Below are 26,801 nucleotides of genomic sequence, written 5' to 3'. Positions count from 1 at the left end.
TAGGGAGTTATGTTATTTCACCATCCTTCTCTATATTTCTTCGGAATGAAACACGCTGAGCCGCTTGAGGATGCGACAGCCGTTTCACCTTGTTTGGACGACATGCCTATGGTTTGTTACAATGAGAATAAGTATGCTACTAAGAAAAAATAAGGAGGATGCATTTTATGATTAACGTCATTCCATCCGATGCCCGCTCCAGCTTCGATCGAGGCTGGCTCCGTGGTAGTCACAGCTTTTCTTTCGGAGAATACCAAGACCCGGAGAATACGGCGTTTGGACCGATGCGGGTAGCGAACGACGATGTGATCGCGCCTGGTCGCGGTTTTGGAGCTCACCCACATAGTGATATGGAGATTGTATCGATCGTACTGAACGGCAAGTTGCGACATGAAGATAACCTTGGGAATGTAGCCGTTACAGGCTTTGGCGGTATCCAGCGGATGTCAGCAGGCAGTGGCATGATTCATACCGAACATAATGCATCCGATACCGAAGAAGTACGTTTGCTTCAGCTCTGGTTCATGCCACAGACAAAAGGGTTGGAGCCCTCCTATGAAACGACATCATTTGACCCAGCGGCATTGGCAGGAGCACTCGTGCCGATTGTATCCCCAGAAGGGGGACCTAGAGTTGCGACCATTCATCAGGATATGACGATCTACCTTGGCCGATTAGCCAAAGACGAAACGTTAACCTTTAATCAGGATGCAGGCCGCCGAATGTACATTTTCTCCATCGAAGGCAAGCTGGGATTGGACGCAGAGTACCTGTTGAACGAAGGCGACACGGCTCGTGTGGAACAGCAGGATTCAATCGAACTGCAAGGAAACGAAGATACGTTCTATATGATTATTGATTTGCCGTAGATGGCTGATGAAATGAACTCCAAGATGAAGGAGGATATACACGTATGGCGCAACAGGAATGGTTTATGGTCAAACATGCGGTGACCGGGCGAGGATTAGCTAATAGCAAAACAGATTCCCTGTCCTATCGGTTCCAACAGGAGGGTACAGGTTTCATATTTACCGTTACGGGTCTGGACGAGCAGATTGTGGAACAGATTATGGAGCTTAGACAGGAACTGAACGTATTTCGATTCGTCCAACGCAAGGATCAGCCCCTTTTGAAACACTGGTATTACGTAGATGGTGAACGGGTAGTATACGACAGGGAGAGTCACACGCTAAGCATCTATGTGAAGTCGGAGATTCGTTATGTGCCTGAAGATTATTTTGCGGATTAACTTATAAGTACCTATAGAACTTGGAACATCTCAGAGGTCTCTGTTATATACAGAGGCCTTTTTGCTGTCTAAAAACTCAGAGAATTTAATCGTAATTTTGCAAAAAAGACCACATAATTCCCTGCTGTCTGGCACAAGCTACCTTGTATAAAAACAAGAACGGAGGGGCGGCATATGGCAGACAAAACATCTGGGAAAGACAAGTCCGGACAACCGGGACGAGCTTCAGAAGAAAAAAAACATATTCCTTTGGGACTGCCGTCCCCACCTTTTCTTCGGCAGCCAATTAGTGCAGTACATGAAACTCAGATTAAGGCGGTAAAGGAGATATTCTCCGATTGTTCTGATGTGGTTTTTCGCAACGTCATGATTACGCCTGAAGTGAAAGGACTTCTGGTCTATATCGAAGGCATTGTCAATTCGGCTGATATCCAGGAACACATGCTGCGACCGATTATTCGAGGGCTGGTGCAGCAGCGCACAGATGAACCTGATGTTCCACTGGATGATACAACCGTTGAGCTAACACAGGTGAAGCGAGTGGATACCTGGGCTGCTGCGACAGAAGGGGTGCTGGCATCCTCTGCCCTTCTGGTGGTCGATGGAAGTAACAAAGCCTGGATGTTCAATGTCAAAGGTGGCGTCAGACGTGGTGTGGAGGAACCGCAGACAGAATCCGTCATTCGGGGACCGCGGGAGGGATTTACCGAAACGCTCCGTGTGAATACGGCCTTATTGCGGTTCAAGCTGAAAACACCTGCGCTCAAGATGGTGAGTATGACCCTTGGAACAGACACCAAGACAGATATTGTGCTGACCTATCTAGAAGGTATTGCTGATCCAAAAACGATTCAAGATGTCAAGAAACGTCTGGAAAAAATTAATATTGATGGCATCCTGGAGACGGGTTATATCGAGGAACTGATTGAAGATCATCCGTATTCCCCTTTCCCTCAGATGCACTATTCGGAGCGGCCGGATACCGTTGCAGGCAATCTGTTGGAAGGACGCTTTGCCATTATGGTAGATGGAACCCCATTCTCGCTAATTGCTCCAGTCACGATGTGGCAGATGCTACAAGCCAGCGAGGATTATTACGAGCGATTCTTCATCAGTAATCTGGTGCGGTGGATTCGCTTCCTATTCGTAGCCATCGCTCTGTTCCTGCCAGCCTTGTATATCTCTATTACAACATTTCATCAGGACATGCTGCCAACTACGCTGATTCTGAGTATTGCGGGTGCACGGGAGGCTATACCTTTTCCGGCTTTGGTGGAAGCCCTCATCATGGAGCTGTCGTTCGAAGCTCTCCGGGAAGCGGGGGTCAGGTTACCCAAGACAGTGGGTCAGGCTGTCAGTATCCTCGGTGCACTCGTGATCGGACAGGCGGCAGTTCAAGCGGGGATTGTATCCGCACCGATGGTTATTATCGTATCCATGACAGGAATAGCTTCCTTCACGATCCCGCGATTTAACTTCGCGATTACGGTGCGTCTGCTCCGATTTCCGATCATGTTACTAGCAGGTATGCTTGGACTATACGGCATCGTCATCGGCTTGGTCCTGATCTCGGTGCATCTGACACAGATGACTTCGTTCGGTGTCCCATATCTCTCTGGTCTTAGCCCGTACAGTAAAACAGATACCAAAGACATTCTCATTCGTGTGCCATGGTGGAAAATGATCAATCGTCCTTCTACGGTACATCGGGATCAGAAACGGATGACCGAAAAGATCAACGGTTCCCCTGAAGCTGAGGAAGGGTGGTGAACCCATGCAGATCATATATAAGTACCGGGCAGTGATAGCGCTGTTGTTATGTACCACTTTTATTTCAGGTTGCTGGGATCGTAAGGAGATTAACGATGTTGCCTTTGTGATTGGTATTGCTGTTGATAAGGAGGGGGACAATTACAGATCCAGTCTTCAGATTGCTCTGCCAGGACAATCCGGTTCTTCCGGTAGTGAAGGAGGCGGAGGCGGCACGAGTGGGGATAAATCCTGGTTCATGTTATCCAATACAGCCAAATCTGTGCATGGTACGTCTATTGAAGGTCAAAAGGAACTTTCACGAACAATCTATTACGCGCATCGCCGTACGATGCTTATTGGTGAGGAGCTTGCCCGGGATGGCGTGGCCCCCATGCTCGATCTGTTTACACGGTATCCGCTGAACCGACTCTCTGCATTGCCAGTGGTCACAAAAGGTGCAGCATATGAGGTCATGGATACGGATGCACCTATAGAGAAGTTTCCATCCGAGATGGTGCGGGAACTGTGCTTCCTCAATATGCGTAATCCACGTTCACTTAAAACGTTTATAGATGCCATTCTGAGTGAAGGTGTCGATCCATTCCTGCCGGTCGCTTCGAAAGTGAGCAATGTTCCAAAAGGGTGGAAGGACGCCAAAACAAACATAAAGCTGGATGGGTTGGCCATTTTCAAGAAAGATAAGCTGGTTGGCATGATTGACAAAGCTCCAGCCGATGCGCTCATTCTTGCTATGGGCGAGGCCAATGCACCGGAGATTATGGTTAAAGCTCCTGGCGGAGATGGAAATATGTTCATCAAGTTGAACGAGAACAACGCTTCACTACATCCCAGTATCAAGGCTGATAAGGTCACCGTGAATATTGAATTATATGCCAAGGGAGTTCTCGTAGATAACGAATCCAATTATGGCGACCGGCGTGAGAATGAGATTCTGAAGTTACATGAAGCCATTCACGAGAAAATAAAATTGGATATCGAGGAAGGTGTCCGGTTGGTTCAGGGAAAATACCATGCGGACATCCTTGGAATCGGTCGATCCATTCATCAACATCTGCCGGCCAAGTGGGACACGATGAAGGATCGTTGGGATGACATATACCCTGAAGTTGAGGTGACGGTTACCCCCCATGTCCTTATTGAAAACGTTGGGGTGAGCAATAAACCAATTGGCGTCGGAGAGGATGAAGTTGTACATGATTAAACCACTCTTATTTACCTTCCTGGCCATGGTAATCGTGGTCATTTTGATGGATTTCAGACATTTGAAACAGGCAGCTGCCATTAATCGCTGGCTATCCTATAGTTTGATAGCAGTGGCTACAGGCATTTGGTTCTATGTGACTAATCTAAGCAAAACCTTATTTGTGTCGGTATGGATAAGCCACGTTATCCAGCGCTTACTGCCACTGCCCTAGGTTGTGGACAGGATGCATTAAGTTTGCGAGATCGCGAGAGGGAAAGGAGGTATATCATGAATCAGAGAGTGACACACCGTCAGATGATCCTGCTCGTGCTGCTGCTCAGTATTTCAGGAACGTTAATTCAGCCTCACGCGCAAGCTATCTACTATGCGGAACAACACGCTTATCTCTCGTATATACCTGTAGTCTTAGTGATGCTTGCATCCATGTGGATGTTAAGTCGGGTCCAGCGGAGATTTCCGGATCAGGATCTATTTCAAGCCCTTGCTGGGCGATTCCCCTTTTTGGGAAGGCTCGCAGGATTGATGTACATTTTGTTTTTTTTCTTTGTGTTTGCGAGGGATATCCGGTTAACGGGGGATTATATCAGCATAACTTTGTTAGAGACCACGCCCATCTCCATCATTGTGTTATCTCTGATCGTTATGGGAGTTTTTATCGTTAGAGGTGGGCTCGGCTCCTTAATCGGTATGTCGGAGTTGTATGTGACATTGTTTCTCTTAAACTCCGTGATTGTGCCTTTCATGCTCATTCAACAGATCAATATGGATAATTTGATGCCGTATTTTCACGTTGATGTTACGGGAGTGGGCAAGGGGAGTTGGTACATATTTTCGTTTTACGGAGAGATGATTGCATTACCTTTTGTTATCAAAGGCAGTGATTTTCGATATAAATCGGTTGTGTCAGGTATTATCCTCTCTGCACTCCTGATGATGCTAATCCTTGTGGAGACCATTACCTCCATTGGAGTTCCTATCGCTTCAAGGTTGGTGTATCCCTCCTATGAACTGGCAAGACAATTGCAAATCAGTGATTTCTTGGATCGGTTTGACCTTGCCCTGGCAGCGGCAACCTTGCCTACCATGATTACGAAGATTGCATTTGACCTGTACTTTGTCTGCTGGGGATTGAAGCGAATGATTCCGAACGTATCGGGGAAGGTATTGACAGGCCCGATTGCCCTCGTCGGATTTGTCTGTGCATTCTGGTTCTTCCGAAATGCCATTCAGCTCAATCGTTTTACTAGGGAATGGACATGGATTGCCATTGTTTTTGAAGTACTGTTCCCTATCGTGCTGTTTCTTTTCCTTCGTCCTCGCAAAAAGGATAAAAAAGAATCTACCCAACAGAGAGCGGGAGACCAGCCAAAGAAAGAGAAGCATGAGCCGGAACAAAAATCGGCTGATTCGGAAAAGGACGGAGAGAAAAGACGGAAAGATTCTCATGGCGGAGAACTCCAGCCTTCCTGATACATTCCATCAAAAATCCTTATAGATGAACGGGTAAAAAGAGGGAAAGCACAGTTTCCCTTCACAGAAGTACCCTGTATACTGTAGTCAGACTGATGAACATTCGGCTGAACTAACGGGGGGAACATGAATGGCTCAACATTTGGCAGGTGTGCGTGTAGCATTGACAGGACCACGAAAATCAAAAGAAATGTCCATACTGGTTGAAAAAATGGGTGGAATCCCGCTTGTGCGACCGGCACAGGGGACCGTATTCCTGGATGATCGGAGTATCAGGGATGGGCTGGTATCCTGGATCTCAGACCCGCCAGACTGGGCGGTGTTAACTACGGGTATGGGATTGGATGCATTATTTGAAATGGCTGAGGATATGGAAGTGGCAGGCCAATTGTTGGATGTGTTATCGGAATCCTCAATTGCGGCAAGGGGATACAAGACGGTGAATGCGCTCAAAAAGCGCAAGTTAACACCGCTGGTACGAGATGATGACGGTAGCACGGACGGGCTCATTCGAGAATTCGCCCCACATGATCTCGCAGGGAAAAAGGTTATGTTGCAGCTTCATGGGGAGACAGCTCCCAAACTCGTTGCATGGTTGGAAGAACAAGGTGCAATTGTCAGACAAGTGCTTCCTTACCGCCATGTACCGCCAGAAGAGGCAGAACTGGAACAGTTATTGAATGAAATTCTAAAGTACGAAGTAGATGCTGTTGCGTTCACAAGTGGACCGCAGGTTAGGTTTCTGACGCAATATGCGGCCTCCCAGGACAAGCTTGAGCCGATGCTTGCAGCCTTCAGACAAGGTGTAATTCCTGCGTCTGTAGGTAAAGTTACCGCAAACTCCATGCGTGAAGAAGGCATTGAGGCACTGGTCATTCCGGAGGAAGAGAAGATGGGAGCACTCATCGTTGAGCTTGGACGTTACTTTGCAGCAGGGCGTGCGGCCAAGATTAGAGATTAGTGGCCTGCTTTTAGATCAGTTCGATAAAAAGCTTTTGGCGTCGCTTCATGAATAAAAAGTGTGCATTAATCTTAACCGCATCGCTATATGATGCGGTTTTGTTTAGATTATAGAATTTATACGTTACAACTAAAATACGAATGTACATCCTTGATAGTGCTTCGATCAGAAGCTTTTCTTATCTCGAAGAAAAGGTGGAAATGACGATGACCATTGCAGATCGTAACGCCAGGCCTCGACTTATCATTGCAGGGACCGGAAGTGGTGCAGGGAAAACGACAGTAACTTTGGGGCTAATGAGAGCACTCGCTCAGCGTGGCTTGAGTGTACAAGGGTTCAAATGTGGCCCGGACTTTATTGATCCGACATATCATACCGCCGTCACGGGCAGACCGTCACGTAATCTGGATGCATGGATGACATCGCCTGAATACGTGAGAGATACGTTCGAGAAGGCATCGGCGGGACATGATATTTCCATTATAGAAGGCGTTATGGGCCTTTACGATGGCAAAGATCCGCTCAGCAATACAGGCTCAACTGCAGAGATTGCTCTGGTCACGCAGACCCCTGTGATTCTGGTTGTGGACGTACGCAGCATGGCTCGCAGTGCGGCCGCGATTGTCTTGGGTTTTCAACAGCTGGAGCCTGAATTAAATATTGCCGGAGTAATCGTCAACCGTTGTGGAAGTGCGGGTCATTATACCATTGTGCAAAAAGCCATTAAGCAGATGTGCGGCATTCCGGTGGTTGGCTGGCTGAAGCGGGATGAAGACATGTCCATCCCCGAGAGACATCTGGGGCTGGTGCCTGCCATTGAGCGCGGTGAACTGGAACCCTTATTTCAGCGGGCTGCCGATGTGTTGATGGAGGGCACCGATCTGGATCTTCTGCTGGAACTGGCGACAAGCGCCCCGCCTTTGAATGCAGAAGAAGTGAGTTCTGCAACTACTGCCCACGCTGATTCGGCTAATGATGAATCAGGCTCTAATTACGATTCACTTTCCAATTCAGTGATCCACGTTAATAATCGACATGTATCATATGCGGTACAGCCTGTCATTGCCGTTGCGCGTGATGCGGCATTTAATTTCTATTATCCCGATAATCTGGAATTGCTCGAAGCAGCCGGGGCCCGATTACATTACTTCAGTCCGCTCGCTGGTGAAGGTATTCCAACGGATGTGGATGGCATCTATTTGGGTGGCGGGTTTCCAGAGGAATTTGCAGCAGAGATTGCCGGTAACCAAGATTTCTTGGAAGGACTTCGACTGGTAGCACAATCCAACATGCCTTTATTTGCCGAGTGTGGTGGTTACATGGTACTTGGAGAAACGTTGACCGACCGAAAGGGAGTTACTTTCGACATGGCGGGCATTATCCCCGCACAGGTGCAGATGCAGAAGAAGCGCGCTGCGCTTGGCTACCGCGAAGCAAGTAGCATTCGGGATTCCTTTTTGCTGAAAAAGGGTGAAGTACTTCGGGGTCATGAATTTCATTATTCGACAATGACCTATCGTGATGAAGAAACGATTCCTTATGCGTATGAGACCAAGGGGATGCGTGGCTTGAAGCAAGAGGGATATGCCGCAGGCAACATCGTGGCGGGGTATACGCACGTTCATCTGGGCTCTTACCCGGCAGCTGCTCGAAGATGGGTGGAACATTGTTTAGCCTATCGGCAGGAGCGAGATATGCAGAGATAATAACAGCTATTTATAGCTCAAATAGATAGCTGAATTCAATAAGCAAAATGGCTCTAATCTCGCTTTTACCTCCTGAGTCTTTGGTCGTGAAGTTGGCAATCCGATTCTGAATTAAAGGTTTTCAGATGAATATGTGGAATGAATAAAAGACAGAATCATTATGCGAGGGAGGGACATCATGATGAGAACCGTATGTGTAACGGGAGCTGCTCGTGGATTGGGATTGGCTTTGACGGCACAGATGCTGAAGAGAGGGTATCTCGTGTATGCGGCCGGTCTGGACGTGGAAGATTCCGAGGGAATTCGTATGCTTGCAGAAGGATATCCTGACCATCTGCGCGCCATCGAACTGGATATCGCGGACGACCTGTCGGTAGCACTGTTCACGGAGACATTGAAGCTGGATACGAATCATTTGGATATGCTGATCAATAATGCGGCTATACTAGGAAGTATTACGGATCATATCCGCGGGCCGTTGAATATGGCGGAGATGGCTGAAGTATTTAATGTGAACACCTTAGGTACACTGCGTGTGACTCATTCCCTGTTACCCCTCCTTCTTCAAGGACAGGTCAAGCTGATTGTTGATATCTCTTCCGAGGCTGGAAGTATAGAACAATGCAGTCGGGATGGGTGGTATGCCTATTGTATGTCCAAAGCTGCTTTGAACATGCAGGCCCGTCTTGTGCACAATGGTCTGAAGGATGAAGGCGGACAAGTGATGCTTGTGCATCCCGGTTGGGTACAGAGTTATATGAGGGGCGAATTGGATGTTGCTGCGGATCTCACGCCCGAGCAATCTGCACAGCATATCGCAGTACTTATCGACCGCCATGAACAGTTTAAAGGAGATCAGCCCGCATATGTGGACTACAAGGGAGAGAAGCTCCCCTGGTAGTTGGTTTTATACAGTGAGGTGAACAAGAAAGGAGATTAATTGAATGGATCATCGTAAAAAAGCATTATTACTTGGCGATTATACACATCCGGATTGGCACCCGCTTCAGGGGGTGGATGCGGAGATTAGCCGAATTTTCCATGATACTATGACTGTGCAGTGCAGTGAGAATCGGAATATGCTGCTGCAAGAAAATATAACCGGGTTTGATGTATGTATCTCATACATGGACGATTGGAAGGGTAAAGTCTCTCCACAGCAGACAGCAGGTTTGTTGTCCTATGTAAGTAATGGGGGTGGACTGGTCATTATACATAACGGCATTTCGCTCCAAAATCGTTATGAGCTCAAACAGATGATCGGTGCCAAGTTCCTGCATCATCCGGCGTATGCACCGCTTGAATTCACTGTAACAGCGGAAAGCCATCCCGTGACGGAGGGTATTTCGAATTTCACAATGGAAGAAGAGCCGTATCAGTTCGAATTTGGTTCTTTTGCCGAAACGAAAATATTGCTTGAATATCAATCCGAAGAAGGACCAAAGCCTGCGGTTTGGGCTCATCGATATGGTGTTGGGCGTATTGTTTATCTGATGCCAGGTCACCATGTGCCGTCTTTTGCACACGAAACGTACCGGAAGTTACTGTTGCAAGCAGGCAAATGGGCTGCACGTTACGTCTGATCGGACTGACATTTTTGCATGCAGAGTATAAGGGGTATAATATAGAGATCAACGAAGAGGAGGATGACAAAAATGAGCGATTTGTTCAAAAAGGCGATCTCGTTAGGGCTTGGTCTTACTGTCGTAAGCAAAGAAAAAATTGAGAAAACCGTGGATGATTTGGTCAAGCGCGGGGAACTTGCGCCCGGTGAATCCAAAGCTTTGGTTGAACGTCTGCTGGAACGGGGCGATGAAGAGCAAGGCCAGTTCAAGAGAGTGATTCAAGAACAGGTCAAGCGTGTGCTTCAGGAAGCTGGTGTGGCATCCGAAAGTGATGTAACCAGTCTGGAACAGCGCGTTGCCGTTCTGGAGAAAAAACTTGCCGAACTGGGCCACTCACCACAGCTTCAACCTGATGAATCCCCAGCTCCACTTGAAGTTCCTCCTCCTCTCAAAGGAAACGAGATCGAGTAGATGGCAGTGCGAATCAAACATGTCGGCAGATACCGTGAAATTGCCATGGCGCTCGTGCGTCATGGCTTCGGTTATATGGTCGAGGAGCTGGGCTTGTTCCAGCTGCTCGCTCTGCCCAGACGGTGGATGTCGCGTGAAGCACACACCACCAAAACGCTGAGTGAACGCATCAGGCTTGTGCTGCAGGAGCTGGGGCCAGCTTTCGTCAAGCTGGGGCAACTCGCAAGCACAAGGGCAGATCTGTTGCCTGAGTCTGTCATTCGCGAGCTGGTGAAGTTGCAGGATCAGGTCCCACCGTTCTCTTCCGAGACGGCACGGGGTATTTTGGAACAGGAATTGGATACACCGCTGGAGGAGATCTTTTCCCGGTTCGAGGATACCCCTGTAGCTGCGGCCAGCATTGGACAGGTGCATCTGGGCAAACTTCAAAGCGGTGAATCGGTAGCCATCAAGATTCAGCGTCCCGGTATATCGCGTATTGTGCAGCGTGACCTGGATATCTTGCGTGAACTGACAGCCATGGCCGAGAAGCGCTGGGACTGGGTGAAGCAATATCAGATTCCGCAAATGGTCGAAGAATATGCTCAGGCGTTGATGGCCGAGCTGGATTATACGGTCGAAGGCCGAAATACGGAAAAGATTGCACAGCAATACCAACATGACAACAAGGTGAAAATCCCGACAATCTACTGGGATCAGACTTCGTCCCGTGTGCTCACTATGGAGTATATCGAAGGTATCAAACTCAATGATCGTGAAGAACTGGTCAGACGTGGCCATGATCTGAATAACATTGCCGAGCGGCTGGTGGATTCATTATTGAATCAGATCTTTATTCAGGGATTCTTTCACGCTGACCCACATCCGGGCAATCTAATGGTATTGAAGGATGGACGTCTTGCTTTTATAGACTTCGGTATGGTGGGCAGTCTGAGTGATGAGATGAAACAACAGCTCGCTTCGCTTATTATTGGATTAATGCGCAAAGATACAGACAGTATGATCCGGGCGATTGAGAAGCTCGGCATGATGCCAGATGACATGGACCTGCGTGGTCTTCATGTGGATTTGGACAAGTTGCGTAGCAAATATTACGATATTCCCTTTTCCAAGATTAGTGTGGGTCAGGCATTGAATGATTTATTCGGCGTAGCCCAGAGGCACCGAGTTGTGATGCCTGCCGATATTCTGCTGCTCGGTAAGTCGTTGCTTACAATGGAAGGTGTAATTGAACATCTCGATCCTTCCCTGAGCATTGTAGATATGGCCGAGCCTTTTGGGCGGAAGCTGATCAAGGAACGTTTTAGCGCTGGAAGAATCAAGAATCGCTTGTTCCGCAGTGCGGCTGATATGGCCGAGAGTGTCATTGGTCTGCCAGGGCAGTTAAGGCAATTATCATCCATTATTAGCAAAGGCAAGCTGAGGCTGGAGATTAGTGTCCCTGAACTGGATGCACTCATGCGCAGAATGGACCAGATTAGTAATCGGCTGTCTTTCAGTATTGTGTTACTTGCCTTCTGTATCATTATGGTGGGCCTGATTATCGGTTCGTCGATCAGTCATCAGTCCACGATGCTGTGGGATATTCCGGTCATTGAGATTGGTTTCCTGGTGGCGATTCTGATGGTGGCTTTCCTGCTCTATTCGATATTCAAATCGGGAAGGTTCTAGCAACAGCATTACATCACAAGAATACCCGTAAAGAGACTTTCTTCAATGGATCTTTGCGGGTTATTTTTTGTGAATAGAGAATTGGTGAGTAAATTATAGAAAGATTAAGATAATAGAAGAAAAGGTTCTGTTTTTTCGCCTTAACTGTATTAGTACATATCCGGTCCTGTGACTATAATAATAGGTCAGTACATTAACGGACCCGGTTTTTCTGAGAGGGGAAAACCTATGGGCATCAGGATCAGCTCCTGATGTCGCACGAGTAAGACAACTGAGGCAGTAATGGAACACCAGCGGTACACACTGGAACGGAAAAGACATGAGTGCATATTAACCCGTCAAGGCTATATGGATGGTAAATAATGATGCAACTCAGGCAAGAGCATAGGCGAATGAAGCGGAGAGGAATCCGTTGTTTTGTGCTGTCCTGGGTAGTTGGTTAGTGTGAACGGCTTCCGTTACTCTTCAGCAGATTGTTCATTATGAGGAATACGCGTAGGAGGAACGGCAAGAACATATGAATACTTTAAAACAACAATGGTTTGGCAACATTCGCGGAGACGTGCTGGCAGGCATTACGGTAGCGTTGGCGTTAATTCCGGAAGCCATTGCGTTCTCCATCATTGCAGGTGTTGATCCGATGGTCGGATTATACGCTTCGATTACGATTGCGATTGTGATCTCGATTGCTGGTGGAAGACCAGGTATGATCTCGGCGGCAACAGGGGCCATGGCGGTACTAATGGTTGGACTCGTCAAGGATTATGGCGTGGAATATCTCTTTGCAGCGACGATTTTGACGGGCATTATCCAGTTTTTACTGGGCATATTTAAAGTTGGGAGATTTATTACGTTTGTGCCTCATTCGGTACTGACCGGATTCGTGAATGCACTCGCTATCCTGATCTTTATGGCGCAGTTAACCCATTTCACGGGAGCGAACTGGATCATGTATGCGATGGTAGCGGGTACGCTGGCGATCGTTTATATTTTGCCACGGTTTTTCAAAGGCATTCCAGCTCCACTGATTGCAATCGTCGTAATGACGATTATTACCGTGGTGTTTCACCTGGACGTAAGAACGGTAGGAAACATGGGAAATATAACGAGCACTTTGCCGATGTTCCACTTGCCAAATATTGCGTGGACTTGGGACACGCTGATGATTCTGCTGCCTTATTCATTCACCATGGCACTGGTTGGTTTGCTGGAATCCCTGCTGACCGCAACCATCGTGGATGAGATGACCGAGACCAAGAGCAGCAAGAATCGTGAAGTGCGTGGTCAGGGTATTGCGAATTTCGTGAACGGTTTGTTTGGCGGCATGGGCGGCTGTGCGATGATTGGGCAGTCGGTCATTAATGTGAAGTCTGGCGGTCGTGGAAGATTGTCTACGTTTACTGCGGGTGCGTTTCTCGCGATCCTGTTGCTGCTGTTTAGCGGTGTGGTGAAACAGGTACCGATGGGGGCGCTCGTCGGTGTGATGTTTATGGTGTGTATCGGGACATTCGACTGGAGTTCTATCAAAAATATAACTCGCGTGCCGCGCGCGGAAGCCTTTGTCATGATCGTGACGGTGGCGATTGTGGTCTATACCCACGATCTGTCGATCGGGGTTATGGTCGGCGTTGTGCTCAGTGTGCTGCATTTTGGCTGGAAACAGACCAAGATTCGCGTTCAGGCGAGCCAGGAACAAGGGCAGAAAGTATATCGGGTTCACGGACCATTCTTCTTTGGCTCTTCGTCCCGCTTTGTAGATGAGTTCGATGCAGAGGCCGATCCGAAGGAAATCACGATTGATTTCGGAGGTTCACATATCTGGGATAATACCGCGGTTGTGGCTATTGGAAAAGTAAAGTTCAAATACGCGAAGCTTGGCAAAACCGTGCACCTGCGCGGGTTAAACGAGGAGAGCACTCGCATTCTTGAACGGAGTGGCTTTGCCACAGCGGGTGGGCACGGTTCGTAACTTGGTTGCAACGAAGGTTGTTGTCCAAAGGTGCAATGTCTGACTATAGTTACGCGGACAAGGCGAAAAATGAACGGTTTAGTAAATCTGGAATTAAGGATCTAAACAAGTAATAAAGTTATGAAGGCAACTGTCCTAAAGTAGTGTTGAGCAGACATGCGACAGCCCTGTGTAGTAGATAACATAAAAAGATACTTTTTATCAGCGGCGCACTTTTTCCCAATGTAAGTTGGGGAGAGGGCGTCGTTGTTTTTTTTATTAGAGTGTGTGGTGTGTACAGTGAAGAAGAGAACAGAAAAAGAACGAAGAAGAAGAAGAAGAAGAAGAAGTAGTAGTAGTAGTTCTAATGGTGGTAGTGGTAGTGGTAGTTGTAGTAGAAGTTGTAGTAATAGTTCTAGTAGAAGTATAGGTAGTGCTGGTTGTTGTTCCTAGTTCTAGTTTTTGTAGTTGGTGTTCTGGTTTTGGTAAATGTTGTTATTCCTGTATTGTGCTTAAGCTTGTGTTCTTCAGTGTGTGAAAACTCTAACGAACCTGGCACGTCTTATATGGAGTTATTTCATGTTTTCGTTATTCTAACGAATCTCAGACATCTTATTTTGCTGATTCCACCTATACTGATGTCGTTTCGCGGGTATTTCCGAGTAATTAAGTGACTGGAGTTCGTTAGAAAATCCAAACGGCTTTAATTGGCGTAATAGGGTGCCCTGGATTCGTTAGAATCAGTGGTACGTGGGAGGTTCAGCGTTAGAGCTATTTTTGAACCACGAGAAATCTTGAATCTTGATCTCAATGTACAGAGTTATGTAAGGTACCTTTCAATTCCTGAAACTTTTGCGAAATAGCTTCCTTTTGATCTGTTTCAGAATATCCTGTACAACAATTTATAGAATTATAGCAGCTATCTCAATCTCAACGATATCTCTAACTATCCAAGGATTATGAAATAACGATCCAATACATCTTTCTCAAGGAGTGCCATCAGACACTGTAGCCCGCTATAACCTCCGCCTGACCATGTGCAGTTCAATCCTCAACCCCATTCTACAGAGTCAGGGTCATACTTCGAGCTAGCGCTTTAGCTTACTCCACTCATCATCATTCTCAGAGGGGCTCCTATAGTTACTCTCAAAACCAACCTCACACTCTCTGTCAAAACCATCCTCAAACTCACTTGGTCGATACAAGTCACGCGGATCTTGGAAATTTTGTGCTACAAGTTGGGGGTGTAACGCTGTGTCCCCTTTTGTTTTGCTTGACTAACGTGTAAACTACAGGGTATGGAGAAGAAGAGCAACGAGTGGATTGCTTTTTAAAAATTCATTTCATAATCATGATTGAACTAAGGAAAACTAGTCTTGATGGCAGATACTGATACTGAGTCATTATGAAATGGACTTATCTAAATGAATATACAGAGGTGTAACGATTGGCAAACTTTGAACAACTGGGCATTCGCCCGGAATGGTGCGAGATCCTGAAACATCAGGGAATCGCCGTGCCGACTCCGGTACAGGAGCGTTCGATTCCGGTACTGCTGGGTGGACGCGATATTATCGCTGAGGCACAGACAGGAACAGGGAAAACGCTGGCATTTTTGCTGCCGATTATTCAGAAAATTAACGTATCCGACCGTTCTCCGCAAGCGCTGATTATCGCGCCTACGCGTGAGCTTGCGTTGCAAATTACGGAAGAAGCGAAGAAGCTCACGGCAAATGATGATAAACTGCACGTGCTTGCCGTATACGGCGGGCAGGATGTGGACAAGCAACTGCGTAAATTGCAGAACGGTACCCAGATCGTTATTGGTACACCGGGTCGTCTGCTGGATCACCTGCGCCGTGGCACGTTGAAGCTGGATAATGTGAAAAAACTGGTGCTGGATGAAGCTGACCAAATGTTGCACATGGGCTTCCTGGACGATGTGGAGACGATTCTTAGCGAGCTGCCACATAAACGTCAGACAATGCTGTTCTCAGCAACGATGCCTAAGGGCATTCGCAACCTGGCGAAGACCTACATGAAAGATCCGGAAGATGTAAAAGTATCTTCTCAATCTGTTATTCCGATCAAACAAATTCGCCAGCAAGTGCTGGAATGCACGGATCGTGGTAAATTAGAAGCACTTCGCGGCATGATTGATACGTATCGCCCATATTTGGCGATTATTTTCTGCCGGACCAAGCGTCGTGCATCCAAGCTAAACCAAGATTTGCGTGAAGCAGGTTATGCAAGTGATGAACTTCATGGAGATCTGTCCCAATCCAAGCGTGAGAACGTAATGAAAGCGTTCCGCGATGCCAAACTGCAAGTACTCGTTGCTACAGATGTAGCTGCACGTGGACTTGATGTTGAAGGCGTTACGCATGTATTTAACTACGATATGCCGCATGATGCGGAAAGTTATATCCACCGGATTGGTCGTACGGGCCGTGCAGGCGGTACAGGTCTTGCTGTAACGTTTGCAACAGAGCATGACAGACCGGAACTTGCACGTATTGAACAAGGTATTGACCAAAAGCTGTCCCGTATCCAGTGGACAAGCGAAGGTCCAATTGCTTCAACTGGAGCAGCTAGACGTTCCATCAACAGTCAAGGGGATGACGAACGTTCAGGCGGACGCTCTTCCGGAACTGGTAGTGCCCGTCGCGGTGCAGGCCGTAACGATCGCAGAGATGGCGGACGTGGAGGTCGTGGTTCCCGCGGCGGCGAAGCTGGACGCAGTGAAGGCGGCCGCAGTGGTGGCCGCAGCAGCGACAGCAGTCGCGGAGCAGCAGGTCAAGGTGGACGCGGTGCGGGTCGCAGTGGCGACGAGCGCAGCGCAGGTCGTGGTTCCGCGCGTAGCAGCGACAGCAGCCGCGGTGCAGCGGGCCAAGGCGGCCGCGCAGCTAGCAGCGGCTGGGCTGGCCGTAGTGCCGACAAGCGCACCTCCGGGCGCAGTAGCGAAGGCTCTCGCCGTCCGGAATCCGCAGGACGCGGACCGGCGAAGGGTGACCGTCGCGATTCTCGTCGCGGACGGTAAAGCCTTGGCGCAAGCGGCGATGTAGCCGCAATTGCGTAGGCACCATGCCATGCCACAGGGATTGGCATGGCGCATATGAGAGGGTTCGGGTACAGATGTACCGAACCCTCAGATCAAGGGTCGCGACGGAACCACGTCGCGGCCCTTTTTCACCAGGACAGATGATCATTTCCGCTTATTCTTTTTGTCATCTGCGAGTGCCTGTTTGCGCGCCTGCTTGGTCCATGGAAGATGCCTTTTAGGTATTCCCCATCTAGTTTTTCTTTTTTTCGTGTACTGCTCATAGCACTTGGCAGACTGCCATAAAATTCAAAACACCTCATCCTAGACCTAAGGATGGGGTGTTTTTGGATTAATTCTTATATCATTAGAAGCATAACCTTTGATCTGTGGTGCTGACGCGCATGCAGGGATGGATGAAATTGCATTCGTCTATATACAGGGAGTGAGTTTGCACTAAACTACGTTTTTCTTTCTCAATATATCATCCCTACAGCTGAACATCTGCGTATTGATCCCGATATTTCTCGTTATACACCCGACCTACCGACTCTGCCAATCCCCCTCGTGCCTTGCTTGGATAGCGTTCAATTGTGTGATAGAGCCGCATGAATCGATCCTTGGGCATAAAGCGGGCGTAGCGGGTAATAAGACTAGGGAATAACTCAATATATTTGCTCTTGCGCACGGCAGCAGCAGCTACGGCTGTAAGTATCTGAATCCCATTGTGAAGCTGTAAAATGTTCACTTCATAGGTCGCGATATAACGAATCGCATCTTCACGGATCAAATCCGGCTTAAGCCGAGCAATCTCACCAATATATTCAGCCAGCAGCCGCTCGAAGCTGCGTAAGAGCAAGGGCTTGAGCTGCAGATCCATATCACTGCGTAGGACAAAGGATTGTAACAGCGCAACCTGTTGCAGTCGAATCCGGTCATTGTAGACGAGTGAGCCGATCTCGCGGAGCATCTCATAAGCAAGTGCTTCATCCTGTTTTCGAGCTTCGGCGACCAGAGCCCAATTGCGGTTAATACCCTGGCGGATGAGTTCCTCATCCTGTTGTAACGTGCGCTTCAACTCGCGCTGCTGCTCTACCTCGAATGAACGTTTCTGCATGAAGATCAGTAAGGCAAGAAGCAACAGTGAAACGCTGGCTGCCGCCATGGTCTGATCTATGGTCTCACCGAAATAGGTAGCAGCTGCACCGAACAATATCGTAATGAACAAGTCGCGTGCAATCCGGCGTTTTACACGGGAAGTTGCTTTCGCTTGAACGGAATTCAAGGTACCCCGGCCACAGGCCGTGCACTCCTCTTCCCACAGGCAGGTGTACTGTCCACAACGTGAGCAGACTTGCAACTTTTCATAGGCATAGGTCGTTCGATGAAATGGTCGTATGGATACAACTAGTTTAGTACTCATGCTTAATCACGCTCACCATTCAGAATAGTGTAGAGGGTACGATCCGTGTCTTCGCGGGAAATTGGTTTCCTCCGATGAAGCTGGAGTGCAATTACCTTTATGATGACAAAAAGAAACAATATGGCGAGGCATCCGTATGTAACCATAATCCGTTCCCTTCTATGGCTTGGTGAACAAGCGCTGTTATATTGCAGTTTGCTGGCAATAACTATATCATATTTCCATAGTTGGTACTTTTGTGCCAGTTCAAGGCATGAAATCGTCGATTTTTGTCAGTCATTACAAAACTGTAACTCAAGATAGGGGTGCTTTTCAGAATTTGTTAGTAGACTGTTAAGATTTCCTTAAGGCTTGACGCCTATAATAAACTATTCCCATTTTAATCTCAAACGTGAAGGAGTACACCCAATGCTGCGGACACGCAAAATACGCTGGCTCAGCGGAACGATGGTTCTGCTGGCAATTCTAACGCTACTGTTACCTCAAGCGTTGCTGCCACAAGCTGCAGCGGCTCAGGCACAGACAAGCGGAATCGATGCGGTACTTGTAGCCGATGTAAGTAACTCAATGAATACAAGTGACCGTGATAAGATCAGTAATGAAGCCATGAAAATGTTTATTGATATGCTGCCAGTCCAGGGGGACAAGGTAGGGATTGTCGCTTATACCGATCAGGTGGAGCGGGAAAAGGCTATGCTGGAGATTCAGTCCGATGCGGACAAGAGCAGCCTGAAGGATTTTATTGATCAGCTTGGCCGGGGGCCATATACCGATGTCTCAGTTGGTGTCGCCGAAGCCGTGAACATACTGAATCATGGTGCAGACCCATCCCACTCGCCAATGATCGTGCTGCTGGCGGATGGCAACAATGACTTTAACAAAACCAAAGGCCGTACACAGGCACAATCTGATGCTGACCTGGCAAAAGCCGTGAAGGAAGCACAGGATCAGGGTATTCCGGTGTATACGATTGGATTGAACGCCGATGGCAAGCTGAACAAGAATGCACTTGCAGATCTGGCTCAGCAGACTGGAGGTAAATCATTCATTACCGATACGCCGGATGATCTGCCACAGATTCTGAGTGAGATCTTCGCGGATCATGCCAAACTGAATGTGGTAAAGCTGCCCTCTGTAACGGGAAACGGCAGTTATCAGGAAGTTACCGTGAATGTACCGAATGACAGTGTATTGGAAGCAAACATTTCGATCATGTCTTCGAAGCCGGTGGAAGTGCAATTGACGGACCCTTCCGGACAAGCCGTGGACCTGAACTCGGATGCAGCCAAGCTCTCGACGTCGAAGAGTTATTCACTCGTGAAGCTGTTGAAACCCCAAGAAGGTGACTGGAAACTTCGGGTAAAAGGGGCTCCGAAAGACAGCATCGATATCAACCTGTTGTTCAACTATGATCTTCAGCTCGTTGTGGACCCAATTAAGACCAAGTCCTATACCAAAGGGGACAAGGTAGATCTTGCAGCCAAACTGGAGAATGGCGGTCAGCCACTTCAGGATAATGATCTGTATACAGATATGAAGGCGACGCTGGTGGTGAAAGATGTAGATACAGGCAAAAGTGAAGAACAACCGCTGGAAAACACAGGTTCTGGTTTTGCCGGAACGTTTGAAGTACCGGACAATCATAACTATGAATTAGTCATCCGTGCGGAAGAAGACAGCTTCTACCGTGAAAGTGAGCCAATCACGATCAACGCGAGTGGATCAGCCGGAAGTGGATCTCAACCAACAACGTCAGGCGGTGAACAGGACAAGCCGTTTCCTTGGTTGCCTGTCATCCTGGGTGTTATAGCCCTGATCGTGGTTGGTGTTGGTGCCTGGTTCCTGATGGGCTGGCTGAAACGCAAAAACCGGGGATTTGTAGGTCAGATGGTTGTGGAGATTCGTGATGAGAACACGGGAGACAAGTCTTATCCGCAATATAAAAAGCTGGTATCCTTCCGCGGTAGATTTCATCTGCATCAGTTGTTGCAACTGGACCCTGAGCTTAAGGAAACCGAAAAATACGTATTTACGCCCAGCAATGGGGATCGAATTATAATCCGTAACACCGCAGGCGGTACGTTGGAGAAATCCGGTCGTGCAGTCGATGCAAGCTCAGGCGTTGAACTGAAGAACGGTGACCGACTGAGCATCCCGCTGCAACAGGCGGACAAGACCATTTTAATTGAGTATCTGGTGTAAGTTGATTGTTTGGTTTAAAAGGAATGCAAATTTAAGTTGGATATAATTGTTTACACGAGAACGGAGAGGACAGAGAAAACCTGAAGAAGCGAAGCGTTCGCCTTTATCCTCAGATTTATCCCTTTAGAAAAGGGAACCAAAAAAATCTGAGGATAACAGCGATCGGAAGGTTACTCTGTCATCGGAGTGGCAAGTGTAATGAGTTTGTGCCCAACTGGTCTAACTAAAGGGAGGACATGGAATGAAACCGATTGTTAGAGAACATATTCAGCAACTGGATGTATCACTTGGCGGAGGTATTGTCAGTGAGAAGATCAGAGTTGATACGATTGATAATCCCATTCTGATTATTGGTTTGGGAGGAACGGGAATTGATGCGTTGCTGCGTCTCAAATATCAAATCAACCGTCGTTTCAAGCTGCCACAGGACCCGGTATCCAAGAAAAAAATGGACAAGCCGGACAATGTGGAGTTTCTGGCTTTTGAGACAAACGAACAGGATCGTGCCAAAAAGTATAAAGGGATCGGACTTGATCCGATCAATGAATTCGTATTGCTGTCCAATGCCGAAATTGGCGGACTTCTACAGAACCGTAGCGTGCTTGAACCGTATATTACGGACTGGCTGTCTCCCGAACTGAGCATTACGGACGGCATGAACGGCGCCGCAGGGGTGCGTCAGGCTGGACGTCTGCTCCTGTTCACCAAGATTAATCAGGTCGTACAGGCTATCGACAAAAAGATCAAAACCTTATCCGTAGGCACCAACAAAAAACTGATGGTGTTCCTGCTGACAGGTCTGTCCGGCGGTACAGGCAGCGGCTGTTTCCTCGATATTTCCTATATCGTGCGCGGCATTATCGAACGTGATCACGGCTCTGCCGGGATTGACCGCGTGAATACGCTGGGATATCTGTTCACGCCAGATGTGAACCTGTCCAACAAAAGCTTGAGTGAACACACTCGTGAATACATTCGTAAAAACGGATATGCTGCGCTCAAAGAGCTGGATTACTGGATGAACGTGGATAGCCGCGGTGAGCGGTTTACACAGAAGTACGGCAATATTTTAACAGTTAACTCACCACTGCCACCATTTAACCTGTGTCACCTGATCTCTGCAACGAATACCGAAGGCAAACTGCTGGAGAACGCCTATGATTACTGCATGAACGTCACGGCCGAGAACATTACCAACTTCATGGCAAGTGAGGAGAAGCAGTCGGGTGAGGAGTTTGCAATCCATGACTATATCAGCAACATTCGCACCAACATTGCACAGATGAACAAGGTGTACCCGGCGAACTATGATTACAACATCATCGGTGCATCTTCGGCTGTCCTGCCGATTGAAGAGATGACCACTTATCTGGCGTATCGCATGTTCGATAAAATGAACACCATGTTCTCCAAAGCACCAAACCAGGAGGATACCGAGAAGTTTGCCCGCAAGCTGGGTATTGATCTCGAAAGTGTGGTCAAGTCTTTTGAAGCACGCGTGCCAGAGCCGCTACCTGGTTATCAGAACAGTGAGCGTTTATCCTATGGCAACGTGGTGAAATCACAGGTTGTGAATATGGATACCGAACTGGAGCAGAACTTCCTGGCTCGTGCTCGTGAAGAATATATCAAGGCGAAGAAACAACTGCCTGGTGAGATTGCGGGTCAGTTCACTGAACAGATCCGGCGTATGTTTTTGCATCCCGAACAAGGTCCGTTTTATGTCTCCCGTCTGATTTATACGGAAAAAGGTTTCTGTGTACTGAAGATGATTCAGTCTTACATCGAAACGCTGCGTGAGAATGCCTTCCGCATTCCGCGTGATATTGAAGCAGCTCAGGAGCAGTCCGAAGAGAAGCTGGGCGATGCGAAGAGTGCTTTTGTCTCCAAAGAGAAGAAAAAGAATGCTTATATTGAAGCAAAAATTCATGAGTACTGGCTGCACGCCGACGTGGAACGCAACGATCAGATGATCGAGTTCTATGAAGATCTGTATGAGTTGCTGAACCAGGAGAACAGCCGCATTTATAACGTATTTACCGAAACGCTGAATGCCCTTAGCTCGATATTCGCCAAGAACGGTGATCTGCTGACACGCGGCGAGGAACAAGCTGATCACAAAGGCAACAAAACATATTACTGGAACGTTGTAAGTGTACCGGATATCGTCAGTGTGGTGGACGGGCTGTTGGATAAGCGTGATACAGATGATCTGATCCGTGACTTCTCCCGTGAATTGCTGGAAAACTCCAGCCAGTGGGTGAAAGAAAACGAGATTGATATCGTCAGCTCCATCTCCGACTTCCTGAGTGAGAAATTCGGTGATCTGATTACCCGTTCCATGGAAGATTTCCTGGTGATCAAATACGGTCAGGATGAGTCGGTCGAGAAATTCGTGGAACGTTTCATTGCTGGCAAGTTGGATGATGAGGCTGTTCCGGTGTTCAATCTGAGCAACAGTACAGGCAGTCTGCATTTCCCTTCATGGGGATTTGTATCGGTACCGGCACAGGCGCCGGGCATTCTGAAAGGGATTCGCAATTATCAGAACAATGCGGTAGGTAAATCTCATTTTACCGTCAAGGAAAGTGAAGTGCGTAACCGGATATTCTGGCTGAACACCCGCAACGGGGTACCACTCTTTGTCTATACACCGCTCAAAGTATATGAGGAAAGTTATGAACGTACCATTTTGGACAAAGAGGGCATTGGTCGTCACTTAGTACAAACGGAGAAAAACAACTGGACCTATCTGCCGTCTCCGATTCCAGAGAAATCATGGGGAGATGTGTACGAGAACGCCCGCGTGAAGCAGTATAACGCCCGTGTGCGTAACGAATTCGAGCAGGCGCTTGGATACAACATTGTGACAGCCAAATCCATTGATGAGAATACAAGCAATCGGTATGCGATTGTGACAACAGAAGCGTTTGACTTGTCTGCCAAACTGGGAGCCTACGACATGCGTCTCACGTCCACCACGCCGAACCTCGGCGAAGTGAAGCGGGCGGTGATCGAGCTAAAACGTCTGCAATCCGAAGGGTTGCCACGTGTGGGAGTTAAGGATATTTTCGGCAGTATTAATGAAGATATGGCTAAAGAAAACCTGGTACGCTCCCCGCAGCTGATCGCGCGCGTACGTGAGGAACTGGCGAAGATGAATGCCATCTCGGCAAAAGTCGCCGAACTCGAAGGTATTCTTGCCCAGTACCAGGACGAAGAGCAGTGGTATGACCGCTTCATCGAAGCGTTATATACTGATACCATCGTCAAAAAAGGTGCGCTCTACGTCTATGACCGTGACCCGGAAGAAGACGCATGGGAGCCGTTCGCAAACTTGATGAAGAGCCGTAACTTTGCCGAGTATGAAGTATTTGGCAACTTCCGCGGTCTGGCGGAGAAGGATCGCAGTACATTGTTGCGCAAAGCCTCCCGCCGCGATAACGATCTTACAGCTTCTGAGGATATCACCCCACTGCTGACAAAGCTGGATGATCTGGCTGCGCTGTTCATGGAATCGCGCGATCGTCTCGAATACGAGCGGGTAGAACTGGCTAACGGAGAAGACATCTATCAGTTCTACAGAACGATGTCGTCCAAGCTGAACGACATTCGCAGAAGGCTGAAGTAAGATGGCGGCCGGGATGGAGTTCAATTCGAACAATACCCTGAAGCGTGATCTGGAGAAGTATGCAGCGCAGTATGCAATAGAGCAGGAGCGTCAAGGCAGCTTGGGTGATGGACGCAGCAGTATCCATTACCCGGCTTTGTTCCTTTTCGTGGGTGATCTGGTTGCACCCGCGGTGTCTGCCGTGCAGGAGATCAATCGGCTGAAATGGGATAACGGAGACGGTGTGGTCTACGTTCAGATTGGTACAGAAGATCAGAAAGAGCATCCGGGTGGAACGAGGAATGGTGGCTCGTCCGATGATGGTCAGGTGACTTGTCATCGCTTGCCTTTGTCCGCTGGGCAGACGGAGCGACCGTCCAAAACACGGCGCAAGGATGTACACCGCAGTTTCCACGAATCGGATCAGGCGCTCTACGATCTGAATCGTACGCTTCGTCGGGTCAGTAACCGAATTGCCGAATATGGACGGTTATACTCGTCATTTGATCGGATTTACGTTACGGTGGTAACCAGAGCGGATGATCCGCTGAATGTATTGTTGCCAGAGCTAACCAAGCTGACGGAGACCATTTTGTCCCAAGCCTTCAAGTCGGTGCAGACGGATCTGCATGTATTGGTCAGCGAGATGGAACAGGTGGATTCCTTCGGGTATGCCAGCGCAGCAGGCCTCGCTTTTCTGCGGGAACTGGATTATATGCAGTCGCTGGACTACACGTTCAGCGGTAAACTGCTGGTGACGGAGGATGGGATCTCCATTCCGGTTACACATCCCGCGTCACCGTTGTTTGATCTGGTATATCTGTTGTCCGACAAAAATGAGCGTGGAACCGGCGTTCCCGGTGGCTGGATCGAAAATGCCGAGATCATCTGCCGGATCTGCCTGCTGAAGAACAGGAAGCAGGATGTGGATCACTCGGGTAGCGTTTCAAGCACGGGAGCGAACACGTACAACAATACATCCTTTAAAAACAATATTCGTACTACCTCTGATCAGCATGGTTATGCCAGTGCGGGTTTTGCCGAGATCAGGCGGCCAAACAAGCCGATTGCCCTGACGGTGTTATATCACCTGTATCGGTATCTGCTCGCACGCATGCGGCAGGAGCCGGACTGGAGCATTAAGGACAAGCTATCTTTCTTTGGACTGGACGCGGCCTCAGTGGAACGCAAAGTCGAAGGTCTGCTGCCCAATGAAGATCTGGTTAGTGGCATGAGTGGCATCATGACGCATAACGTCAGTTTCTCTGATCTGAAGCCGCTCTCACTTCGTGAAGCGGAGAGAGCGTTGTTTGGACAAGGAGCTGAAGCGTACTTCCGCGATAACGTTGTCCGTCTTGTCGAAGAGCGTGTGCGTGAGCGCAGCTCTGGCGGCTCTCTGCGCCGTCAGGCCGAACAATCCCGCGCGGAGCATCCAGAGGTTGGTTACTTCCAGTGGGCTGCCTGGAGTGACAGTGAGCCTGGCAGTGTACGTGAAGCGCTGCTCGGACTGATTCGGGATAAATCGATGCAGCTTGAATCGGCACGTGCTCTGCTGGAGCAACGTCAGCAAGAGCGAGTGGAAGATCAGTCGTTCAAACGAGCGTTGTTCCGTGATAAACGGAATATACGCAATCTGATTGACTGCATGCTGGAGCGAGTGTATGTACCAAAGGTAGAATTACTGCGACTGGAAAATGAATTACATCTGCTGCGTATCTACGATACGGAGATGGAAGAACTTCATCGTTTTAGTCGTCACGTCACAGCAGCACTTGAAGCGCTGGAACGCACACTGCGAGAGACAGCTGCCCAAAGTATCGCTGCTGCCGATGAATACATCGGCCAGAACGTGATGGAGTACTACGGCAAAGTGACGGAAGAGCTAATCATCGACCTGGAAGCCAAACGCGGACGGGATGTATGGTTTGAGGACCGTTACATGGGAGACATGAACCGGCTTGCCACAGAAGGCGATGACCGTCTGCTGAAACGGCTGATGGAGGTATGTCACTCGTTGCTGCTTACGGCCGAGCCATTGCGATTGCCATTTGAAGAAGAACTGTTGCAGCGGGCGAATGTCACGATTGCCTACGGAGATAAAGATGTATTAACCCGCGATGATCTGTTCCGCAGGTTGTACCACACGCTGGAGGATCAGGCGGTTGTTCGGGTCCGGGTATTCGATTATACGCAGGAACATCGATATGAAGAGAAGTATTTCTTTGGTGACCATCATAGTGCTTTCATGGACTACGCGGCACATGCCGAAGAGACGTCACGTATCTACAAGTTGGGTGTGGTGTACGAAGAACGCAGTAGTGGCGTGGAGAAGCTGAATCTGATGGGCGGTTTCCATCTGGAGGATCTCATGGTGTATCGGAACGGCAAGGTATATTATGACTCGTACACGGAGAATGGCTATGAACTTCACCCCGCTGGTCTGGTGGAAAAGTTGTCACCCATTCGTTAAGACGCCGTCGGTGTCCTGACACCCAGCACCAATCTTGT

General features: G+C 48.5%; 18 protein-coding genes. 17 read left to right on the top strand and 1 reads right to left on the bottom strand.

The window, feature by feature from the left end; translation table 11 throughout:
* The first annotated feature begins 167 nt into the window (after window positions 1-167).
* From MHH92_RS28100 to MHH92_RS28035, 14 genes are all read left to right on the top strand, one after another.
* The gene (locus MHH92_RS28100) at window positions 168-869 is read left to right on the top strand and encodes a pirin family protein (protein WP_253503862.1); all 702 of its coding nucleotides are present in this window, start codon (window positions 168-170) and stop codon (window positions 867-869) included.
* 44 nt (window positions 870-913) lie between these two features.
* A complete protein-coding gene (locus MHH92_RS28095; RefSeq protein WP_253503858.1) occupies window positions 914-1,249 on the top strand; it encodes a hypothetical protein in 336 nt (111 codons plus the stop codon).
* 174 nt (window positions 1,250-1,423) lie between these two features.
* Window positions 1,424-3,019: a spore germination protein gene (locus tag MHH92_RS28090; protein WP_051447282.1), complete on the top strand. Its 1,596-nt coding sequence runs from the start codon at window positions 1,424-1,426 to the stop codon at window positions 3,017-3,019.
* A 4-nt stretch (window positions 3,020-3,023) separates the two neighbouring features.
* Complete coding sequence (locus MHH92_RS28085) at window positions 3,024-4,223, top strand: Ger(x)C family spore germination protein (protein WP_076253682.1); 1,200 nt, start codon at window positions 3,024-3,026, stop codon at window positions 4,221-4,223.
* Window positions 4,216-4,437, top strand: coding sequence for a hypothetical protein (locus MHH92_RS28080; RefSeq protein WP_036612790.1), 222 nt, complete (start codon window positions 4,216-4,218; stop codon window positions 4,435-4,437). Before MHH92_RS28085 ends, MHH92_RS28080 begins: the two co-directional genes overlap by 8 nt.
* Before the next feature lie 56 nt (window positions 4,438-4,493).
* Window positions 4,494-5,696, top strand: coding sequence for a GerAB/ArcD/ProY family transporter (locus MHH92_RS28075; RefSeq protein WP_253503856.1), 1,203 nt, complete (start codon window positions 4,494-4,496; stop codon window positions 5,694-5,696).
* 130 nt (window positions 5,697-5,826) lie between these two features.
* Entirely contained in the window at window positions 5,827-6,657 is an 831-nt protein-coding gene (locus MHH92_RS28070) for a uroporphyrinogen-III synthase (RefSeq protein WP_253503853.1), read from the top strand.
* Between the two features lie 206 nt (window positions 6,658-6,863).
* Window positions 6,864-8,363, top strand: a complete 1,500-nt coding sequence (locus tag MHH92_RS28065) for a cobyrinate a,c-diamide synthase (RefSeq protein ID WP_253503850.1) — start codon at window positions 6,864-6,866, stop codon at window positions 8,361-8,363.
* A gap of 178 nt (window positions 8,364-8,541) precedes the next feature.
* Entirely contained in the window at window positions 8,542-9,264 is a 723-nt protein-coding gene (locus tag MHH92_RS28060) for an SDR family oxidoreductase (RefSeq protein ID WP_235193706.1), read from the top strand.
* A 43-nt stretch (window positions 9,265-9,307) separates the two neighbouring features.
* Window positions 9,308-9,946: a ThuA domain-containing protein gene (locus MHH92_RS28055; RefSeq protein ID WP_036667831.1), complete on the top strand. Its 639-nt coding sequence runs from the start codon at window positions 9,308-9,310 to the stop codon at window positions 9,944-9,946.
* Window positions 9,947-10,018: 72 nt separating this feature from the next.
* On the top strand, window positions 10,019-10,399 hold the full coding sequence (locus MHH92_RS28050) for a phasin family protein (RefSeq protein WP_036612779.1): 381 nt from the start codon (window positions 10,019-10,021) through the stop codon (window positions 10,397-10,399).
* Window positions 10,400-12,070 carry an ABC1 kinase family protein gene (locus MHH92_RS28045; protein WP_340907309.1) on the top strand — a complete coding sequence of 557 codons (1,671 nt, stop codon included), beginning with the start codon at window positions 10,400-10,402 and terminating at the stop codon, window positions 12,068-12,070.
* Window positions 12,071-12,587: 517 nt separating this feature from the next.
* The gene (locus MHH92_RS28040; RefSeq protein WP_340907307.1) at window positions 12,588-14,039 is read left to right on the top strand and encodes a SulP family inorganic anion transporter; all 1,452 of its coding nucleotides are present in this window, start codon (window positions 12,588-12,590) and stop codon (window positions 14,037-14,039) included.
* A gap of 1,426 nt (window positions 14,040-15,465) precedes the next feature.
* The gene (locus MHH92_RS28035; RefSeq protein ID WP_340907306.1) at window positions 15,466-17,058 is read left to right on the top strand and encodes a DEAD/DEAH box helicase; all 1,593 of its coding nucleotides are present in this window, start codon (window positions 15,466-15,468) and stop codon (window positions 17,056-17,058) included.
* 490 nt (window positions 17,059-17,548) lie between these two features.
* Here the strand turns inward: MHH92_RS28035 and MHH92_RS28030 are convergent, their stop codons facing one another.
* The gene (locus MHH92_RS28030; RefSeq protein ID WP_340907305.1) at window positions 17,549-18,481 is read right to left on the bottom strand and encodes a hypothetical protein; all 933 of its coding nucleotides are present in this window, start codon (window positions 18,479-18,481) and stop codon (window positions 17,549-17,551) included.
* 408 nt (window positions 18,482-18,889) lie between these two features.
* Here MHH92_RS28030 and MHH92_RS28025 point away from each other — a divergent pair, with 408 nt between their 5' ends.
* The 3 genes from MHH92_RS28025 to MHH92_RS28015 all read left to right on the top strand — a co-directional run bounded on the left by MHH92_RS28025 (window position 18,890) and on the right by MHH92_RS28015 (window position 26,763).
* Window positions 18,890-20,683, top strand: coding sequence for a vWA domain-containing protein (locus MHH92_RS28025; RefSeq protein ID WP_340907304.1), 1,794 nt, complete (start codon window positions 18,890-18,892; stop codon window positions 20,681-20,683).
* 241 nt (window positions 20,684-20,924) lie between these two features.
* Window positions 20,925-24,314, top strand: coding sequence for a tubulin-like doman-containing protein (locus tag MHH92_RS28020; RefSeq protein WP_091036105.1), 3,390 nt, complete (start codon window positions 20,925-20,927; stop codon window positions 24,312-24,314).
* Between the two features lies 1 nt (window position 24,315).
* Window positions 24,316-26,763 (top strand): transcription initiation factor TFIID, encoded by a 2,448-nt coding sequence (locus tag MHH92_RS28015; protein WP_340907303.1) that lies wholly within the window; start codon window positions 24,316-24,318, stop codon window positions 26,761-26,763.
* Window positions 26,764-26,801: the final 38 nt, after the last annotated feature.

Source organism: Paenibacillus sp. FSL M7-1414 (genome assembly GCF_038003195.1).
In the GTDB taxonomy this organism is placed as follows: Bacteria; Bacillota; Bacilli; order Paenibacillales; family Paenibacillaceae; genus Paenibacillus; species Paenibacillus amylolyticus.
Note: the sequence above shows the minus strand (reverse complement) of the source record. Positions and strands in the feature narration are given on the sequence as shown.

Coding starts and splice junctions, on each gene's coding strand:
- MHH92_RS28065 (WP_253503850.1), top strand. CDS start 6,864: ATGACCATTGCAGATCGTAACGCCAGGCCTCGACTTATCATTGCAGGG.
- MHH92_RS28070 (WP_253503853.1), top strand. CDS start 5,827: ATGGCTCAACATTTGGCAGGTGTGCGTGTAGCATTGACAGGACCACGA.
- MHH92_RS28045 (WP_340907309.1), top strand. CDS start 10,400: ATGGCAGTGCGAATCAAACATGTCGGCAGATACCGTGAAATTGCCATG.
- MHH92_RS28055 (WP_036667831.1), top strand. CDS start 9,308: ATGGATCATCGTAAAAAAGCATTATTACTTGGCGATTATACACATCCG.
- MHH92_RS28085 (WP_076253682.1), top strand. CDS start 3,024: ATGCAGATCATATATAAGTACCGGGCAGTGATAGCGCTGTTGTTATGT.
- MHH92_RS28060 (WP_235193706.1), top strand. CDS start 8,542: ATGATGAGAACCGTATGTGTAACGGGAGCTGCTCGTGGATTGGGATTG.
- MHH92_RS28080 (WP_036612790.1), top strand. CDS start 4,216: ATGATTAAACCACTCTTATTTACCTTCCTGGCCATGGTAATCGTGGTC.
- MHH92_RS28050 (WP_036612779.1), top strand. CDS start 10,019: ATGAGCGATTTGTTCAAAAAGGCGATCTCGTTAGGGCTTGGTCTTACT.
- MHH92_RS28020 (WP_091036105.1), top strand. CDS start 20,925: ATGAAACCGATTGTTAGAGAACATATTCAGCAACTGGATGTATCACTT.
- MHH92_RS28025 (WP_340907304.1), top strand. CDS start 18,890: ATGCTGCGGACACGCAAAATACGCTGGCTCAGCGGAACGATGGTTCTG.
- MHH92_RS28040 (WP_340907307.1), top strand. CDS start 12,588: ATGAATACTTTAAAACAACAATGGTTTGGCAACATTCGCGGAGACGTG.
- MHH92_RS28015 (WP_340907303.1), top strand. CDS start 24,316: ATGGCGGCCGGGATGGAGTTCAATTCGAACAATACCCTGAAGCGTGAT.
- MHH92_RS28090 (WP_051447282.1), top strand. CDS start 1,424: ATGGCAGACAAAACATCTGGGAAAGACAAGTCCGGACAACCGGGACGA.
- MHH92_RS28095 (WP_253503858.1), top strand. CDS start 914: ATGGCGCAACAGGAATGGTTTATGGTCAAACATGCGGTGACCGGGCGA.
- MHH92_RS28030 (WP_340907305.1), bottom strand. CDS start 18,481: ATGAGTACTAAACTAGTTGTATCCATACGACCATTTCATCGAACGACC.
- MHH92_RS28075 (WP_253503856.1), top strand. CDS start 4,494: ATGAATCAGAGAGTGACACACCGTCAGATGATCCTGCTCGTGCTGCTG.
- MHH92_RS28100 (WP_253503862.1), top strand. CDS start 168: ATGATTAACGTCATTCCATCCGATGCCCGCTCCAGCTTCGATCGAGGC.